This is a genomic window from Paenibacillus sp. JT31N11, from assembly GCF_056269285.1.
Genome location: NZ_JBWDNQ010000008.1, coordinates 176,690 through 195,892 on the forward strand (window position 1 = coordinate 176,690; position 19,203 = coordinate 195,892).

The window sequence follows — 19,203 nt, forward strand, 5'->3', positions numbered from 1 at the left end:
AAAAATGCGATCCCGGCCTCGGCCAAAATCGCATTTTGTATGTTCCATGTCAGATTTAATCACATATTTTTGATTAATTCATAGAAAAAACCGAATAAATATGCTATAATGGGCTTCTAATATAAAGATTTCAGCTGATTCCTTGCATTGTATTGACACGATCCTAACACAGGAGGGATTCCGTTGAATATCGTACATCTGGAAACATTTTTGACGGTGAGCGAGTGCAAGAATATCTCGGAAGCCGCCAAACGATTATTCGTTCCTCAGCCTACCGTGTCCAACCGCATCAGATTTATGGAGGAAAGCTTGGGCTGCGAGCTGTTTGTCCGCAGCAAGAAAGGCGTAGAGCTTACCGAACAAGGACGTATCATGCTCCCCTACGCCGAGAATCTGGTCGAGACTTATAATCTCGCCGTGCAGGCGTTGAGCGTCAAACCAAGCCGCAAGGAGTTGAATATCGGCAGCACGCTTCCTTTCACTTTTCCATTCATCCTCGACAAGCTCGAACATTTATACAGTCATAATCCTGAACTCAGTCTGCAGATGCTCAGTGTGGATTCCGGCGATGTCGTCCACTCCCTGAGCCACCGCAATATTGATATGGCTTTTGCAATTCAGACGACCAACCAGAAGGAAGTCGAGGAGCACCAGATCGGCTCCGAAGCGCTGCATTTGGTGCTGTCCACGGACCATCCTCTGGCAGCCAAGGAATTTGTGCCGGAACTGCTTGAGAAAGAACTGGAATTCGTCGTTTATTACCAGACCTATTTCGATATGTTCCAGCATCATCAATTGATGAAGCTGCCCTACAAACGGCGTTTCCTCACCAACCATGCCGGGCTGATCAAGCAGCTTGTCATGAGGATGAACGCCATCTCGTTTCTTCCACTATCTTTTGTATCCAATGAGATCAAGCGCGGCGAGCTGACCTATATTCCGCTGGAGGCGGCCAGTTTTCAGCTGTCCATCCCTTATTACCTGATTTTCCGCAAAAACGAAAAATATTTTGAAGAGATTTTGCTGGGCAAATCGGAATCCTCGCGCAAGAACAGTCAACCATTGCTGAAATGGCCCCCCAAGCCGGATGCCAGCCGGCTATGAAGCTTCCTCATAAGGCGCCGGGCGCTGAAGTCTGTGCTGTCTCCGATACACAAGACCGGCGCCCAGCAGCAGCAGGCCCATCGTGCCGAATCCCAGCGTCAGCCCAAACACGGTAGTAACTGCGCCGAAGAAAAGCGGATTGGTCAACTGCACAACCCTGTTCGACATTGTCCGGATCGTCATCCCCATGCCCTGTTCTTTGGGCTCGACCGCGTGCGAAACCATAATAAGCGCCATCGGCTGATTGATGCCGGTGCTTGCTCCCCACAGAAACATAACGACAGACAATAATCCGATCCCCGGCTCGAATGCCAGCAGAACCAGACATAATCCGCCCACGACCATGCTGCTCATCATGATCCGATATTGTCCCAGACGATTGATCACGTAACCGGTAACGGGACGGATCAGCAGCGTGGATAGTGCCGAAACGGATAAGATAGCGCCAATAGCAGAATGCGTCAATCCCAGTTTGTCGAGATAGAGCGGGAAAAAGGTGGTCCGCAGATCAACCAGCATGAACATGATCCCGTTCAGAATGATCGCCACCGAGAACGTTTTGTTCCGCTTCATCAAGCCATAGCCGCTACCGTAGCTCTGGAGCAGCGCCCGCTTCCAGTTTGAACTGCCATCCGCTTCAACCTGCTTCGGCCTGGAGGTATTGGGCAGCAGGACTGTCAGCAGCAGGGCAACTGCATTAATGCTTGTAAATACGATGAAGATTGTGGGGTATCCGCCCCAATCCGAGAGAAAACCGCCCAGTGACGGACCTGCAAGCTGGGCAAGCGAATTGACGAAGGTAAAATTGGACAGGACCTGGTTGCTGCGCTTGCGGTCCGCACTTTTGGATACGGACAGCGAGGCGGCGGTCTGAAGTGCTCCCCAGCTGAGCAGTCCGCCGATCCCATTGATCACCTGTCCAAAAAGCACAAGTCCGATCATTCCCCGCCCGCCGCCGACAATGAACGCGGCGCCGCTTGCCAAGCTTATAATCGAACCATACAATACCGCACGGCGTGTGCCGATTTTATCGATCCAGCTGCCTACCGGCATGGCGAACAGAATCGGCAGCACGGAGTTGAGAGCCATAAATACGCCGATGGCTGCCGCCTGATAGCCCTGGTCAGAGAAGTAAAGCGACATGACCGGTCGAATCATACTGTAGCCGAGCCAATACAGCACGGCCGAAATAAAGACGGATAGATATGCAATTGCTGCTGTTTTCATGTCAGACGACCTCCAGGCTCCTGAAGCAAAATCCTGCGAAGATGGCCAAGAGTCCAGGCTTCCTAGCCTTGTTTGAAGGCATCGATAATTTCTCCGCCCTTGGCAAACCACACATCCTCGTGGGAGGCAATATAGCTCAAAGCCTTATCCAAATATTTGATCCGGTGAGGCACTCCGATCAGGAACGGATGAAGCGCAATACCCATTACACGTCCGCTTGTCCCGCCCTCTTCATAAAGCACATCGAATGTATCGCATATGCGTCTGCAGAAATCCTCAGCGCTGATGCTTGGCATATTGAATAACGGCATGTCATTCAGCTCGATCGAATAAGGGATGGAATACAAGCCGTTATTCATGTGGTAAGGCAGATCATCGTTTACCCAATCGCAGACATATTCCACGCCATGCTGCTTGAGCAGATCGAGCGTATCCCATGTTTCGGCAAGACCAGGCCCAAGCCAGCCGCGCATCGGACTGCCAAGTCCTTCGACAATTGCCCGGGTCTGCTCAATGACCTCGCACTCCCCTTCCTTCGTGAGCGTGTTCAACAACACTGAATTGGTCATCCCATGCCCCATGAACTCCCAATCCAGCTTGATCGCCTCTTCCATAATGCGGGGATAAAACAATGCCGCTTCACCATTCAGCGCGACCGTTCCTTTGACGCCGTTCTTCTCCAGCACCTCCATAAGCCGCCAGATCCCTACGCGGTTACCGTAATCGCGGCGGGAATAATTGCGGATATCCGGTGATGGAGTGAATTTATCGATGTGAAAATGCTCAATGTTGGGAACGACCCACACGGCCACTCTGGCGCCATTCGGCCACTTCACAGGGGGACGGTCAACAATCGCTTCATATGGAAAAAAGGGAAAAGGATTCGTATCGCCCATTGCTGTTCATTCCTTTCTCTTCAAAATCCGCTGCATGCACTTCCTGTAATCCGCGCTGCCGCGTGCTCATCCTTCATGCGCTGCGCCTCTCCACCGGAGGAAATATTTCTCAATCCGCAAAAACAGCAGATTGATCAAATAACCGAGGATGCCCAAGGTGAATATTCCCGCGAACATCTCGGGAACCCGGAATATACGCTGCATATCCAGGATGAAATATCCGATCCCGCTATTGCCCGAGATCATTTCCGCTACAACGGACACAATCAGCGCAATTCCGATGCTGATCCGCATTCCGGTAAGAATGCTTGGCAGCGACGCCGGCAGAACAATCTGCCAGAGCGTCCGGAGTCTTGAAATGCCGAATGTACGCCCGGTGTCGATAAGCACCGGATCGACACCCCTTACCCCGCCGTATGTGTTAAGCAGAACCGGAAATATGCAAGCCAGAAAAATAACAAATATTTTCATTTCATTGCCGATGCCAAGAAACAGAATAGCGATCGGGATATAGGCGGAGCTTGGTATCGGCCGCACAAACTCGGTAATCGGCTCAAGCAGCCGGTAAATAAACCGGTTGGTGCCCATAAGCAGGCCCAGAGGAATGGCGATGACAACCGCTATGCCGAAGCCGGCAAAGATACGTCCGAGACTGGGCAGCAGCTGCTTCAGCAGCTCTCCGCCAAACAGACTCTCGCCCCATGACTTCACAATCAGGCTGATTCTGGGCAGCGAGACAGGATCGACCATTTTGGTAGCCGAAGCCGCCTCCCACACCATCAGCAGAACAACAATCAGCAGGAATCCCGGCCATCGATTCTTCATCGGATTTGCTGCCTCCTTTCACACCTGTTAATGGGAATCGCCTTTTTCCTGGATAAAGATGCTGGAAAATAATCGCTGGCGAAGCGCGATGAAGCGGTCGTCCTCGCGCGTCTTGATCTGATCGCGCGGATAGGGCAGATTGATCAGCAAATCCTCCTTGAGCGCCGCAGGCGCTTTGCCAAGCGAAATAATATGGCTGGACAAGAACACGGCCTCTTCCACGTCATGGGTGACGAACAAAATCGTAATGCCGAGCTTTTCCCAGAGGCTTAGCAGCAGTTCCTGCAAGATTGCCCGCGTCATGGCATCCACGGCGCTGAATGGCTCATCCATCAGCAGCACCTCCGGCTCGCAGATCAGCGCCCTGGCAATCACAACACGCTGCTGCATGCCGCCTGATAGCTGGGACGGATAATAATGCTCATAGCCTTCCAATCCGACCAGACGGACATATTCCATACATTTCTCGACGGTTTCCTTCTTGTTCAGCTTCTTGTGGCTTTTGAGGCCGAATTCAATATTCTGGATGACGGTGCGCCAGGGCAGGATTGATTTGGAATACTGCTGGAACACATAGATCATGCCTTTCGGAGGACCGGAAATTTCCCGGCCCCGGAAGACGATTTTACCTTTGGTAGGCAGCTCCAAGCCCGAGATCAGCTTAAGGAGAGTCGACTTTCCGCAGCCCGAAGGCCCGACGATGGACAGGAAGCTGCCCTTGTCGATGCTGTAGGACATGTCGTTGAACACTGTTACTTTGTTGCCGTTCACCGCAAATATTTTGTGGATGTTGGCCACTTCAATAATCGTTTCACGCGGCGCCTTTTCCGGAAAAACAGATATTTTCGCAGAGTTCATGGCTGGCATGCTGAATCATCCTCTCATCCGTTGATCTGTTCGATGCCCGGCGCTTATTCAACAATGAATGATTTCAATGCATCGGAGAAAAACTCATCGGTCGTATGCGCCTTCTCCATCTCGCCGCTTTCTACCATCATATCGATGACAGCCTGCCACTTCGCCGGATCCACTTTGTAATTCCAGCCGATCATCGGCATATCCTTGACAAGCGCAGGATCAAGTCCGGTGTAAGCTGCAACCTCCTGCTTCGCCCGGGTCTCATCGCCATTGAGGTAATCCATCGCTTCCTTGAGGGAATTTGTGAAGCCCGTAATGATGTCTGGATTATCGGTAATAAATTTACTCTTCGCAAACCATGCGCCAAGCGGCTGTTCAGGTATTGATTCGATGTTCGGCCAGGAAATAACTCTGCCTACTCCTGAGCTTGTCAGCTGAGTTGTATAAGGATCTACGGTTACAACGGCGTCAACCTGCTTGGACTTGAGCGCGTCAGCCTGGCTTGGCGATGGAGTTTCGATAAACTGTACCTTGCTGATATCGACGCCCGCCGCCTTGATTACCTTCTGCACGCTTACGGCATTCTGGCTGTGCAGGGCGGAGATGGCTATCTTCTTGCCCGCCAGATCCTTCACGCTCTGGATCGGCGAATCCTTCAGCACCTGGATGGAGCCGGAATCCGGCGATTGCGCTTTTGCCGTTTCATTCTGGAATATGACCTTCAAATCAAAGCCCCGCTCGATCGCGGTGAATGCCGTGCCGGGAATCGACAATATGATGTCTACATCGCCGGACTGCTGGGCAGAAACTGCGTCGCCGCCGGACTTGAATTCTACCATTTCGACATCCAGACCGTTCTTCTCGAACATGCCCTGCTCCTTGGCGGTATACACATTGGTCAGCCCCGCTATTTTCAATACGCCGACCTTCAGCTTCGTCAATTCAGCCGGCGCGCCTGTGTTTTCCGTTCCCGCCGAAGCTTCCGTTGTTCCTGTGCTGGACGCGTTCGATGCTGAGTTATTGGCATTTCCGCCGCCGCAGGCGCTGAGAATCAACAATAACGCGATCATGCAGCCTGTCATTTGAGCTAATTTCCATTTTTTCATCTGTAACACTCCCCTGTACAATCATTCTCTTTAGTTTGACGATACTGAGATTCTTCCAAATTAACCCGCCACATCCTGCATATCTTTCATTTCCGACTCCAGCTCCTCAAGCGAGAGTACGGACGCATATTTGGCCTGCATATCGAACAGATTGCTGCAGTGCGCATAATAGGAACGGTCAAAGCAGCAGTCGTCAACGACGAAAGTGGTGTAGCCATGCGAGCAGGCATCCACAGCCGTTGCCCTTACGCAGCCTGAAGTCGATACGCCGCAGATGACGAGAGTATCGATTCCTTCCTTCTGCAAATATACCGTCAGCGGAGTCAGAAAGAAGGCGCTCGCCTTGGTCTTGCCCAGCTTCCACTCCTGTTCAAGCGGATGGACGGCTTCGGGAAAGTCGTTGAAGCCCGGCACAACTTCATGCGTACGCGCCGCCCGTTTGGTTGCCTTGCCGGTATACGGCGTACTGCGCGAGTCGCTGTGCGTGAAGACGATCGGCAGCTGTTTGCTTCGGAACATCCCGATCAAGCGGCTGATTCGCGGCATCGCTTCCCATGAAGCCGGACCGCAGGCGGTCGGAAATTCTTCGATCGCTTCCTCAAGTGTCAGACCCTCGGACCCCGTAAAGCCGTAAGTGACATCGACCACGATCAGCGCCGCTCTGTTTCCCGGCTTCAATTCTGTTTGAAATCCGGCACTGCTGTAAATTGACTGCTCGGATTCGGGAATCATCTTCATCCATTCTCTCATCTATACGCTGCTCCTCTCGGCTTTCGAATGTGGTGAGTTGTTTCTTAAACTAATAGTATGTCATATAACCTGCCTTGCATAATACATATATTCGATTAACGTCATAAGAAAATCGTTTGAAAACCCTATCAAACCCGAAAACCGACTTGATTTTCGATTTTTTTCTATTATATCACATATATATAACACAATAGGTCATGGTAGTATGTGTAATGAAGGTGTATCGCCTGGACGACTTCGTCCCGATGCGGGGATGGATGCCTGTTCTTGGGAATCATTATTTCAACCATAGAAAAAAAGCTGCGCATTCGCGCAGCTTCTTCTTCTTTGCCTAAAACGGCTGATTATTCGGATTCTTCTACTGCGGTTCCCCTGTTTCTTCCCATAAACAAAAACACGGTAATGAGAATAAATGCGGTCAGTGCCAGAATTGGAATCGTGATGAACCCCAGCCAATTGATATAATCAGTGTTGCACGGAATGCCGCTGCTGCAAGGCAGAATATCGGCGAAGCCTGGAACCTTCTGCTCCAGGACATGGTAGATCGAGATGCAGCCCCCCAGAATGGACAAGGGCAGCGCATAACCGATGATTTTCCGGTCATTCAGATAACTGGCCCTGCCAAGCAAGTAAACAAGCGGGTACATGCATATCCTCTGCAGCCAGCACAGTTTGCACGGCTCAAATCCCATAACTTCACTGAAGTACAAGCTTCCGCCGACAGCAACCAGGGATACGACCCAAGCAAAGTATAGACTTAACGCATGTAACCTCGCCTGCATCAAGATTCACCGATTGCGCTGTCGATTGCTTTTTTGAGTGCCTCGTAATTAAATACGTCCTCGAACTTAACCCCGTTAATCAATAGCGTAGGCGTGGCAGTAACTTTAGCATCGTTCTGGGCGAATCTTGTATGCTCGGTTACTTCATCCATATAGGTCTGATTGTCAATATCCTGGCGGAGCTTGTCATAATCGACTTTAATACCCGCCGACTTGGCTAAATCCGTCAGAAAGTCCGGCGTTGCCCATATACTTTGTTCTTCCGCCTTCTGATTCTTGAATAAAGCGTCATAATATTTCCAGAACTCTTCATTGCTCTGATGGAAAACGGCTTGGGCAGCAAGTGCCGCTGTCGTGGAATCCTGATAAATGATCGTATCGTTCATGAAATAAAGCGAAGCTTTACCGGTATCGATATAATCGGTCTTTAACAGCGGCATGATATTCTGCGAGAAATATTGGCAGGAAGGACATTTATAATCGCCGAATTCGACGATTTTGACCGGTGCCTCGGCTTTGCCGAGTATCGGCAATTGATCGTAAGCCACTTCAAGCGGTTTTGCTTTCGGTTGAAAAATAATAGCAACGGCAATCAATGCTATGACGACAACACCTGTAGTCCACATGATAATTTGCATTCGTCTTTGTTTCTTTTTCTTCTCTTGCTCTCTTTTTGCTTTGTTGGATAACTTGATTTCTGATTTGTTCTGCACAGACACCCTCCTAAAAGACACAATTAGATCTATTATAACCGATTTTCCTTAAAAATAGCTGAAAATAGAAGGGCTGGATATGAAAGAATAGTGAAATAGGAGCGGCTCTGGCCGCTTGTTATTACGGTGGCTGCTAGATCAGCTGCCGACCTCGATCATCCGGCCTTCCCGATGGCTTTGATAAGCCAGTTCAATCATGCGGATCGCCATTCCTGCTTCTTCGGGCTTGACCGCAAGCTCTGCCCCTTCAAGCAGATGATCGCTGATATTCTGATAAAAGTCCTGATAGGCTCCGGGCAGCGTCCGTATCCGGCCTTGCAATTCCAGCGCGCCCATCACAGCATGAAGCTTGCCCCACTGCTCCTCCGGTTCGGCTCCCCAATCCGGCGATCCCGGCGTCTGACCGCCACGCAGCGCTCTCTCCTGCGGATCGACGCCATATTTGACATAAGAACCCTCGGTCCCGTGAACCACGTAACGCGGACCCGGTTCTCTGATCAGCAGCGAGGAACGGAGACTCACCTTCAGACCATCCGCATAACCCAGTCCGATGTCGAAGTAATCATCGGCGATGCCGCCCTCGCGCTGGATGCGGATGTCCGCGGTGATTGTGTCCGGAAGCCCGAATAAAGTAAGCGCCTGATCCATGAAATGAACACCCAGATCATAGACGGTACCGGATCCCTGCACATCACCATCCCGCCATCTCCCCGGATTTACAACCGGGCTGAAGCGATCCCAGCGGAATTCCGCTTCAATTACACGGCCCAGCAGCGACTGGTCCAGAACCTGGCGGAGCGTCATAAAATCGCCATCCCAGCGCCTGTTCTGATAGACGCTGACTACGACATTCTTCTCCCGAGCCAGGGAAATCAGCTCATCGGCTTCGGAAGACGTTGTTGTAAAAGGCTTCTCGACCACGACATGCTTGCCCGCCATAATCGCTTCTTTGGCCAATGCATAATGATTGGTGCTCGGCGTTGTAATGACCACCAGATCGATATCATCATCTGCATATAACTCCTGAACGCTGCCCACTACGGTCACCCAAGGATATTTTTCCTTGGAAGAGGCCCCATTGCGCTGCACCACTTTGGCCAAGCTCATATTCGCGACGTTCGTTATGACAGGAGCGTGAAAGGTGCTGCCCGCATAGCCGAAGCCAACCAGTCCCACCTGTAAGGTTTTCTTGTTCATCATAAGCCTCCTATTTTCCAAGATAGTGAATCACTGCCCTTAATAGTTCTACATCCTCATTCGGAAATCCTTTGGCGGATTGACCAGCCGTTCCATGGCAATAGCCTCCTCCTTGGCGGATGCCCCGCGGCAGAGGTGGCCATGCAGACAATATGCTCCTTTTTCAAGGGGGTTAGAAACGCAGCGGAACAAAAAACTCCTTCTCCACCTGATGGGCGGATAGCGGACGGCTGAAATAATACCCCTGAATTTCCTTGCACTGATTATGGGTGAGAATATCCAGCTGATCCTTCGTTTCGATTCCTTCCGCCACCACATCCAGATTCAAATGATGGGCCATGGAGATAATTGTCGCTACGATAGCTTTATCATTGTCATTCTCGGTTATTTCGGAAATAAAGGAACGGTCGATCTTGAGCTTATGGATCGGGAACGTCTTCAAATAACTGAGTGAGCTGTACCCTGTTCCAAAATCATCAAGGCTGATCCGCACACCCAGCATATTCAATTTATTAAGAATATCGATGGATACAATCGGATCCATCATCATGCTCTCCGTAATTTCAAGCTCCAGATACTTAGGCTCAAGCCCTGTCTCAGCAAGCACGGCCTCAATATATTCCACCAGATTGGCCTGATGGAACTGACGGGCTGATAAATTGACCGACACGGGAATCAGCGGTCCGCCATGCTCATGCCATTCGACCATTTGGCGGCAGGCTTCATAAAGAACCCAGGTGCCAATTTCATGAATCATTCCCGTCTCTTCAGCAATCGGAATGAAGCTGCCCGGCATCATCAGGCCTTTTGAAGAATGATTCCAGCGGACCAAAGCCTCCACACCAATCATGCGGCTGTCTTCCGTACGGATCTGGGGCTGATAATAGACAAGCAGCTCCTGGCGCTCAATGGCTTTTCGCAGCTCCCCCTCCAATTCAATACGATCCATCAAATGCTTGTCCAGCTCCTGCGAATAATAACGGTAACCGTTCTTGCCATGCTTCTTCACCTCATACATCGCCGCGTCGGCCAAGCGCAGCAGCTCCTCACCGCTTTCGCCATGCTCAGGAAAACTGGCTATTCCGATGCTTGCCGATATATAGAAGTCGTTGCCCTGGAGATGGAATGGCTGGCGGAGCAGACTCAAGATCCGTGTGGCCAACAGGTCGGCTGCCTGGTCGGTCTCCGAACGGCAAATAATCGAGAATTCGTCCCCGCCCATACGGGCAATGGTCACTTCCAGATTATCGGCGCCGGCAATAAAGCGCTCACTTAACGCCTTGAGAAACAGATCGCCGTATGTATGTCCCAGTGAATCATTAATAAGCTTGAAGCGGTCAACATCAAGCACAAGCACGGTAAAAGAACCGCTTCGCTTTTTGCATTCCTCGATCGCCTGGTCGAGCATCTGGTTGAACAGTCTGCGGTTAGGCAAGGCGGTGAGCTCATCATGGAAAGCGAGATGCTCGATCAGGCTTTTGTCCCGCTTCTCCTCGGTTACATCCCTCAGGATAACATGGCTCCCCACAATCCTCTCGTCAATAATGACCGGAACCTGGGTTACATGGATTTCCACCTGATGTCCGTTCGAATTCGTTATAACGGTTTCATAACTATCCGGCCGCTCACCGGCAGGTTGACCTGATAATGCTTTGTCCCTCGCCTTCTGCTCTTCAACTGCCTTCAAACCGATGGCGGAGATATGCTTGTTTGTGAATCCCTCTATGACAGCGCCAGCAATTTTGTTTACAGCGGGATTCATTCCCATAACCTCGCCCTTGGTATTCACGGACAGGATGCCATCGGCATTGTTCTCGTATAAGGACCGGTACCATTGCTCGCTCTCCAGAATGGTCAGATCCTTTTGCCGAAACCGCTTGTTGACCAGAATGCCAAGAAAAGTCAGACCAAGAAGCAGGAACGTGCCTGCTGCGATAATATAGGCGAGCAAAGTCTGATCAATCAGCATCCCGCCGGCGGCGACGTTATCCATTCTCTCATGAAAATACGCTCCAGCCATACCGGTGTAATGCATGCCGGCGATTCCGCCGCCCATTACAAGCGAGCTTCCAAGCTTGAAGAGCAGCGCATAACGGACCGTCTGTTGGCGGAAATAATAGAGCATTCCAAGCGCGGCAGCCGACGCTGTGACGGCAATAATAACTGACAGAGAGACCATCCATGGATCGTAACTGATATCGACCGTCATAGCCGCCATTCCGATATAATGCATGCCGCAGATTCCTGCAGCCATCAGTCCTCCTGACAACCATATCTCTTTCCAGCCCATACGCTGCAGGTGCGCGGTAAACAATGCAATCAGCGATACCCCGATGGCCAGCACGACAGAGAGCAGCACCAGCTTGATATCATAGGAAATGCGTATAGGCAGGCGCATGGCAAGCATGCCGACAAAATGCATCGACCAGATGCCAAGACCCATGGAAAAAGCACCGCAAACGAGCCAAAGCAACCGCAGCTTGTCCTTGCTTGTATAGATCTTTCCGGTTAGGTCCAAAGCGGAATAAGAGGAGGCCACTGCGATCAAACAGGATAAAATGACAAGAGATTCATGAAAACTGCCATGCATATGATTCATAACGTTAAACTCCCTTACCATCATGATGAGTAATATTTCCCTATAGATGGGTAATATTAGGGTCTTTAGAACTGAGTCCAACGACTTATTTTATTATACATGACGAATCTGAAACATTTTTGAAATACCTTCGGGCATCCCCCCGTCAATGTCAAAAAAGCCTTGGCGCCTGCTTGCGCCAAAGCTCAATGAGCTCCTATTTAGACGGAATACATTACTCCATCGTTTGCTTCCAATTCATATACCATTCACGTACTGCCGTCTTGGGGCTGGCGTCATATTCGCGGCTCAGCATGCCCTGCAGCAATGCGAATTGCTGTTCCAGGGAAAAGCGGTCGCCCGTTTCCTGATACAATTGCATCAGCTCAAAATAAACCTGCTCCTCGGTCAGATTTACCTTCTGAACCTGAAGAAGAAAAGAAATCGCCTCCGAATTCCTGCCCTTGGTTTTATAAAAATCAAGCAGTTGATGCCTATGATACTGCCAAATCGCGCGCAAGCGGCGTTTCTCCGGCTCTGCCCAAAGAAACTCATGCTCCATCAGGTAATCGCCCCGATACATCGCAAACAGCTTCAAATGAAGCTCCAATGTCGCTTCAGTCAGCATAGGGGCTTGCTCCAGCTGCTTTTCCCATACCATCACATCCACCTCGACTCCGCCAAGCTCGAGCCGGTAGCCTTCGTCCTGATTGACGATCCGGATCGTCAGATTCTCCTTGGCAATGAGCATCCTGATCTGATAGATCGTGGTGTACAGCTGCGTGATGGCTCTCTTCCAATCAATCTCGGCCCACAAATGCTCAAGCAGATGCTGCTTTTGAACGGTTATTCCCTGGTGCTGGAGCAGATAGAGGAATAATTCCTGCGCTTTGAAAGTTTTCCAGCGTACAGCGGCTGCCCCCGGGACCCGGCCTTCGATCAGAAAGGACTTGAAGCAATGAATCATCACTGGCAGCGCGGCATCTGAACGCCTGGCCGAATAGAGGGTCAGCATTCTTCTGACCCGCGCACAGGTCTTGATCAATCGTTCACGCTGGATTGGTTTGATAATATAATCCTGGGCAGTCAGCTCGAATGCTTCAACGGCGTGCTCCTGGTAGGCCGTTACGAACACAATTTGGATATCGGGAGATTCGCCGAGAATTTGTTCTGCGAGCTCCAATCCGCTGATGAAAGGCATATGGATATCCAAAAAAACAGCATCCGGCAAGCCGGCGCGCATGTCCTGCATGACCACTCGCGGATCCTGGTAGGATCCTATAATTTCGACCTGACCGATGGCCGTAAGCTCGCTCTCCAGAAGCTTCAAAGCCAGGGGGTCATCATCAACCAAAATAACTTTCAAGGATCAAGCTCCTTTCACACGCTCGTTTCGCAATCATTCCTTTCGGATTGTCTTATTTAGTTTCGACGGTTCCTGACATTTTCCTCTAATACTCACGGTGAGATGCGATGGGAGGAAATCATGCTTAGACTTATCTCGCCTTTAGCTATTCCTCGTTGACTTCGCTGCTGCCGATAATCAGACGGCGGACCGATTCCCGCAGGCTGTCGCGCATGTCCGGAGGGATGCCTTCATCCGTCACCAGCGTATGGATGCGACTCAGCTCCATGCCGTAGAGAAAGCCGCTGCGGTTCGCCTTCGACGAATCAGCCATCAGAATCAGCTGATTGCTTTGCTCGACAAGCATCTGCGCGATTTGCAGCGGCTCCCATTTGGAGTAGTACAGCCCTTCAGCGCCAAATCCCATGCAGGAAAACAAAGCTTTGTCAAAGCGGTACTGACGAAGCTCGCAGTGCAGCTTATAGCCGAATGTCTTGCCATCCTCATCCACTTCGCCACCGACCAGATGAACCTTCAATTTCCCCTTTTTCTGGACCAGATTCAAGGTGACCATAGCCGAGTTCGTCACGATGGTCAGATTTTTATTCTCCGGAATGAACCGGGACAGAATCAGCCCGGAAGTGTTTCCGTCGATAAAAACGCTGTCACCGTCCTCCAGCAGCAGCACGACTTCGCGGGCGATGGCTTCCTTGCGCTCCCGGTTAAGCTGCATCCGGTCATAATAGGGCATATCCCAAGTGGTTTGTTCTTTTCTGACTGCGCCGCCATACGTTCTGCGAAGAAATCCCTTCTCGTCCAAAATACGAAGGTCCCGGCGGATAGTTTCCACCGAGACATTATAAGTTTGGACAAGATCATCCACAGAAACGCTGCCGACTCTACGGACGGCTATCATAATCTCGTTTCTTCTATGGACGGAACCCATTTATTTGAATTCTCCGAGCACCTTGGTCGCATCAGCCTGCGCCTTCTTCACCGCATCTGCCGGAGAAAGCTTGCCGGCGATCATCGCCTGCAGCGCCTCGCCTACGGATGTATCCATTTTGCTGCGCGCAGCGCTCGAAACGTCGATGCGGGCATAGGGGAACACTTCGTCAAAAGCTTGCTTCTTCTGCGGGTTATCCGCATAGTTTTGCTTCAGCAAATCGGTTTCCTGCGCGGACTTCGTAGCCGGGAAATAGCCTGTTTTGGCTGCATAGATCGACTGTGCTTCCGATCCCGCGAAATATTTCAAGAACAGCCAGCCTGCAAGCTGCTCTTCCGGAGTGGTTTTGAACAGCACCTGGTTGCCGCCGTACAGCTCTGTTACTTGACCTCCGCTTTTGCCTTGCGGGATCAGGGTGATGCCCCATTGGAATTTATCCTTCACCAGATCAAGCTTGGAGCTTGTACGAGCTGTTGTACCGATTTCCATCGCGGCTCTGCCGTTCGTGAATTCCTGCTCGGTGTCCTCTGCAAGAACAATCGCCTTCTTGTCGATCAGGTTCTTGATCATGGCCGCCAGTTCCACAGCCTCCGGGTTGTCATAGTTCACACCGCTTTGATCCAGCTTGATCGGATCAATGCCGTAAGTGCGCAGCCATGTGCGGAACGTGCCGCCATTGTTGGCATTGCCCATAACCAGAGCAGGCTTGCCGGTTTTCGCTGTAATATCAAGCGCCATTTTCTCAAATTCCGGCCATGTGGCTGCCGGTTTGTCGTAGCCGGCCTGTTCCAGCAAATCAATGTTGTAGTAAACCCCCATCGAGGAGTTCCCGTGCGGCCAGCTCATCGTTTTGCCGTTATACTCCGGAATACGTTGGCGGGCAAGCACACCCGGCATAATGTCGTCCAGATCCGTCTGGCTCAGTCCGTTCACCGGATCGCTGATGTAGTCGTCAAGCGGGACGATTTTGTCCGCCTTCATGTACTCGAGCGTGTCGCTCTCGTACGACATGGCTACAGCAGGGAGGCCTCCGCCCTGCAAAGCGGCACGCACTTTTTTGTTAAGATCGTCATAACTGCCCTGGAATACTTCTCTCACAACGATTTTGCCTTCGTATTCCTTGTTGAAGTCGCTGACGATCTCCTTGATCGCTTCGCCGTATATCGTGGCTTGAATATGCCAGAAATCAATGGTGACGGGGCCATCCTTGCCGAGCTCGATTCCTGCTGATACGCCTGTCGGAGCGTCAGCTGCCGGGGCGTCGGCAGCTGGTGCATTTGCCGCCGGAGCATTTGCTGCCGGGGCATTGGCGGCCGGGGCATTGTTATTGGCCGCCGGCGCACCCGCTGAACAGCCTACAGCTGTAATAAGCATCAGGGAGACGATTGATGTTTTCCAATGGCTGAACATTTTACGCAAAATCACATTTACCACTCCTAGGTTTTTGTAATTACGTGTTCTGTCACTTCTGAAAAAATTCGACGGCTTCGAGCTTGCATAGCTGCGAATATCATGCCACCGCTGATTCGTTCGCCGGTCCTCATTGTGCGGCAAGGATGCCTTCGTCTTAAATCGTTGTCAGACTGCTGCTTCCAATCAGCTCGGAAAGCTCGAAGCTCTCCCCTGGCGCCGGGTAATATTTGCGGACGCCGCTGCTGTTGAAAAGGGTCGGATGCATGCTGTGCAGCGGCACGACCAGCTTCGGTGCGATCGCTGCTGTCAATTCGCTGATTTCCTGCGGTGCGGCATGGCCGCCAGTTGCGCAATAATGGTACCTTACGCCGAACTCGTTCAGCCATCTCAACAGCGTTTCGTCGGTCGGCGTAAGCGGATTGCCGTCGGCATGAACATAGACAGAGCCTGAATGGACAGAACCGCTTATCTCCAGCTCTGCGATTAATGGCGTATGCGGATAGGTTAGGTAGACCGCGTAATGAGATTTATCCGCTCCAATATCCTGCAGCTCAATCGTCTCGTAGGGAAGCTCCGCTTCCTTTGCCGGTTGCGGCCCCTGTGACCAAAGCGGCGTACGGAGCAGCCGGATCACATCGCGGCCGGCTTCCAATGCGGGATGCCCCTCGAGTACCTGCAGCTTCCTTGAGGCTGTGTGCCAGAGAACTGCCGTGCTCTCATCCATGACAAGCTTGCGGCCGGCTTCCTGCGTCCTGATGATCAAATCGGCCACACGCTCTACGTTGCGGGCGAGAATATTGACGTAGACAAGGCCGTCTGTTTCCTGCATGGCGCGGCGGCATTCAAGAGCGACCTCGACTTCAAGCCGATCCTTGGGCTTGCGAAATAAAGTATCCTGGCGAAGCCGGGTGCCTTCCGTAATCAATACGTCGATTCCTGTGCTCCGGCAGCGCTCGATGAAGCGGTCCAGCCGATGATGATTCCGGCCGTGGCGGCGCCAGTCGGCGGTGAAGGCGATGCGGTGCTCCGGACCATGAATAATGAAACCGGTCACTCCTGGCGAGTCGTGATCCACTTCAATGAATTCGATGCGGAAGGTGCCGAAATCCACAACCTGGCCATCCTCGACGATGCGGATATCCGCACGGGTATCCGGATATTCGCCCGCCGCCACGACAGCCTCGTGCACGGCGTAAGCGTCGCGGTGCATCCATACCGGAAGGTTGGGGCGAAGCGACGGCAGCAGGGCCATATGATCCTGGTGAATATGGCTTACGAAGCCGTGCAGATTGTCAACATGCGGCATTTCCTCCTTGCCCCAGACCTGGAGCAGTTCCGCTTCGCCCAGATCACCCAGGAGATCAGGATCGTACAGGTCGAGCACCGGAGGCGCCATCCTGGTCAGCAAATAGCTGCGGATGCCGTAATCCGGCCGTACTCTCGTATCTCCGTTGAAGAAACCGCGAGCCATTCCCAGATCGAACACAATGCCGGTGTCTCCACAGCTGTACATAATGTGGACACCGCCGATTGTTGTCAGACCGCCGTAAAAGGTAAGACGCTCCTCTTGCCGCTTGCTCATTCTTCCAACACTCCTTTGATCACCCTTATTTTTATGTTTGTGCCCGGTTATGGGCGTGATGCTTTCGTTCTAGAAGCCGGAGATCGGCTCCGTGCTTTGCTTCGCCTGCTGCCTGACATGCTGCAGCTCAACCAGCATCGCTGCCAGTTCATCAAGCGTGTCCAGCCGGACATCCCATTGCGCAGGCTCCGATGAGGGATAAGGAGACAAGAATACCGTTCGGCCGCCCAGCTTTTGTACCGGGTACAGATCATTCCAGGCATGGTCGCCAATTGAGAGGATTTGATCCGCCTGCAGATTCTCCCTATCCATCAGCTCCTGCATGTACCGTTCAAGACCATTCGGCTTGCCGGCGCCATACACGATTTCATTAAACAGCTTCAGACAATCGAGCGCCGCAATAAATTCGCGGCCCGTATTCTCCGGCGAGTTCGTGAGCAATATCCGCGTCCGCACCCCGGTCAGATTCCCGATAGCGGCATACAGATCATGATGGCGTTCGAAGCTTGAGGCGCCCTGCAGCATTTCTTTGCGCACCTGCTGAAACGCCTGCTGGCGCTTCCCTTCGGCAACGCCGAATTTGGCGGCAAAAATACTCACCAGACTCCAGGCATCTCCCGCATAGATGGATGCAGTCCCCGTCTTCCCCTGAGTGACGCCCAGCTCCTCGCCCTGCCAATTCCGAAAGACCGATTTCGTGTCTGTTCCCCGCGTCCATGTATCCGAATCGGGATGATACCAGTCCCCGATGCCGCTTCCATGCCGGCCCTCCAGCATGGAGGCCATATCGTCCAGAAAGACGCTCAAGCTTGCGCTGTGATCGCTGTCCTCAAACAACAGCTCCAAATAACGTTTGTAAAAGGTCCCATCCTGGTACAGCGTACCGTCCAGATCAAAAATCACGATTTCAATATTTTTCAGCCAGTCCATATTTCCCCTCCAGAGCAGTCTCTTGTTGTCTATTCCCATATTGGGTCAACCCTTCAATCCCGTGGATGTAATGCCTTGGTGGAACCATCGCTGGGCAATGAGATACAGCACCACGATCGGCGCGATCGTAAAGGTCGCTGCCGCCATCAAATGATGGTAGTTCGGGCCTTCCTCGCTGACAAAGTAGAGCAAGCCTACCTGCAGCGGTCTCAGCGATTCACTGGATGTAACCAGCAGCGGCCACAACACGCCATTCCATTTGCCGATAAAGGCCAGCAGCGCTGTCGTAATAAGCGATGGCAGCACAAGCGGAAGCAGCACCGTCCACAGATAACGTCTGTTCGACATCCCGTCCACCTGCGCGGCCTCCCAGTATTCCTTTTGCACCGAGAGAAAAGCCTGTCTGAGCAAAAATATCGTGAAGGCTTCCGCCAGAAACGGCAGCATGATGCCCATATAGCTATCATAAAAGCCCTGCCCGCCGGAGCCTGCCCAATCATTGCCGCCTGCAAGCGGAATATGCCGCATCGTGACAAAGTTCGGAACCAGCGTCACATCAAACGGAATCAGCATCGTCACGACCACCAGCATAAAAATCAGGTTCTTGCCGCGAAAGTTGAAATGCGTGATGGCGAAGGCGATCGGCACACAGACGAGAAGCTGCAGCGCCGTCCCAAGCCCGGCAATAATCACCGTATTGATAAAATAGCGCTGAAACGTCGATTCCGGCTTCATCCAGGCTTCCGGATAATTTTTGAAATTCCATACCTCAGGCAGCATAGTCGGCGGCAGCCGGTTAATTTCCTCCCCGGTCTTCAGCGAAGTCAGGATCATCCAGATAAAAGGAAACACTACACAGCATGCCAACAGCACTACACCGATCAGCACGATCGTCCACATCACCTTCGAGGAACGCCGTGCACCTACCATTCCGTACATTCGTCATTCCTC

The 19,203-nt window shown here is 51.9% G+C and carries 17 protein-coding genes; 1 reads left to right on the plus strand and 16 read right to left on the minus strand.

All coding sequences use genetic code 11. From position 1 onward, the window contains the following. Positions 1-183: 183 nt before the first annotated feature. Positions 184-1,104 (plus strand): LysR family transcriptional regulator, encoded by a 921-nt coding sequence (locus AC0YNV_RS25135; RefSeq protein WP_475770483.1) that lies wholly within the window; start codon positions 184-186, stop codon positions 1,102-1,104. Here the strand turns inward: AC0YNV_RS25135 and AC0YNV_RS25140 are convergent. The 16 genes from AC0YNV_RS25140 to AC0YNV_RS25215 form a co-directional block, all read right to left on the minus strand. Further along, a complete protein-coding gene (locus AC0YNV_RS25140) occupies positions 1,099-2,331 on the minus strand; it encodes an MFS transporter (protein ID WP_475770484.1) in 1,233 nt (410 codons plus the stop codon). The genes AC0YNV_RS25135 and AC0YNV_RS25140 overlap by 6 nt on opposite strands. A gap of 62 nt (positions 2,332-2,393) precedes the next feature. Next, on the minus strand, positions 2,394-3,227 hold the full coding sequence (locus tag AC0YNV_RS25145) for a polysaccharide deacetylase family protein (RefSeq protein WP_475770485.1): 834 nt from the start codon (positions 3,225-3,227) through the stop codon (positions 2,394-2,396). Between the two features lie 66 nt (positions 3,228-3,293). Next, complete coding sequence (locus tag AC0YNV_RS25150; protein WP_210040757.1) at positions 3,294-4,052, minus strand: ABC transporter permease; 759 nt, start codon at positions 4,050-4,052, stop codon at positions 3,294-3,296. Between the two features lie 27 nt (positions 4,053-4,079). Continuing rightward, on the minus strand, positions 4,080-4,919 hold the full coding sequence (locus tag AC0YNV_RS25155) for an ABC transporter ATP-binding protein (protein ID WP_475770486.1): 840 nt from the start codon (positions 4,917-4,919) through the stop codon (positions 4,080-4,082). Positions 4,920-4,963: 44 nt separating this feature from the next. Further along, a complete protein-coding gene (locus AC0YNV_RS25160; protein WP_210040753.1) occupies positions 4,964-6,016 on the minus strand; it encodes an ABC transporter substrate-binding protein in 1,053 nt (350 codons plus the stop codon). Positions 6,017-6,076: 60 nt separating this feature from the next. Then, positions 6,077-6,766: a cysteine hydrolase family protein gene (locus AC0YNV_RS25165; RefSeq protein ID WP_475770487.1), complete on the minus strand. Its 690-nt coding sequence runs from the start codon at positions 6,764-6,766 to the stop codon at positions 6,077-6,079. 344 nt (positions 6,767-7,110) lie between these two features. After that, the gene (locus AC0YNV_RS25170; RefSeq protein ID WP_475770488.1) at positions 7,111-7,548 is read right to left on the minus strand and encodes a disulfide oxidoreductase; all 438 of its coding nucleotides are present in this window, start codon (positions 7,546-7,548) and stop codon (positions 7,111-7,113) included. Further along, positions 7,548-8,261, minus strand: coding sequence for a DsbA family protein (locus AC0YNV_RS25175; RefSeq protein WP_379113835.1), 714 nt, complete (start codon positions 8,259-8,261; stop codon positions 7,548-7,550). The genes AC0YNV_RS25170 and AC0YNV_RS25175 overlap by 1 nt, the downstream gene beginning before the upstream one ends. Before the next feature lie 138 nt (positions 8,262-8,399). Then, complete coding sequence (locus AC0YNV_RS25180) at positions 8,400-9,461, minus strand: oxidoreductase (RefSeq protein ID WP_379113837.1); 1,062 nt, start codon at positions 9,459-9,461, stop codon at positions 8,400-8,402. A gap of 169 nt (positions 9,462-9,630) precedes the next feature. Continuing rightward, positions 9,631-12,057 (minus strand): bifunctional diguanylate cyclase/phosphodiesterase, encoded by a 2,427-nt coding sequence (locus AC0YNV_RS25185; RefSeq protein ID WP_475770489.1) that lies wholly within the window; start codon positions 12,055-12,057, stop codon positions 9,631-9,633. 214 nt (positions 12,058-12,271) lie between these two features. Further along, positions 12,272-13,402, minus strand: coding sequence for a response regulator (locus AC0YNV_RS25190; protein ID WP_475770490.1), 1,131 nt, complete (start codon positions 13,400-13,402; stop codon positions 12,272-12,274). 145 nt (positions 13,403-13,547) lie between these two features. Continuing rightward, complete coding sequence (locus AC0YNV_RS25195) at positions 13,548-14,327, minus strand: DeoR/GlpR family DNA-binding transcription regulator (RefSeq protein ID WP_475770491.1); 780 nt, start codon at positions 14,325-14,327, stop codon at positions 13,548-13,550. Then, a complete protein-coding gene (locus AC0YNV_RS25200; RefSeq protein WP_475770492.1) occupies positions 14,328-15,752 on the minus strand; it encodes an ABC transporter substrate-binding protein in 1,425 nt (474 codons plus the stop codon). Positions 15,753-15,894: 142 nt separating this feature from the next. Continuing rightward, the gene (locus tag AC0YNV_RS25205; protein WP_475770493.1) at positions 15,895-17,322 is read right to left on the minus strand and encodes an MBL fold metallo-hydrolase; all 1,428 of its coding nucleotides are present in this window, start codon (positions 17,320-17,322) and stop codon (positions 15,895-15,897) included. Between the two features lie 69 nt (positions 17,323-17,391). Beyond that, positions 17,392-18,252 (minus strand): HAD family hydrolase, encoded by an 861-nt coding sequence (locus AC0YNV_RS25210; RefSeq protein WP_475770494.1) that lies wholly within the window; start codon positions 18,250-18,252, stop codon positions 17,392-17,394. Between the two features lie 45 nt (positions 18,253-18,297). Then, positions 18,298-19,191 carry a carbohydrate ABC transporter permease gene (locus tag AC0YNV_RS25215; RefSeq protein WP_210040736.1) on the minus strand — a complete coding sequence of 298 codons (894 nt, stop codon included), beginning with the start codon at positions 19,189-19,191 and terminating at the stop codon, positions 18,298-18,300. Positions 19,192-19,203: the final 12 nt, after the last annotated feature.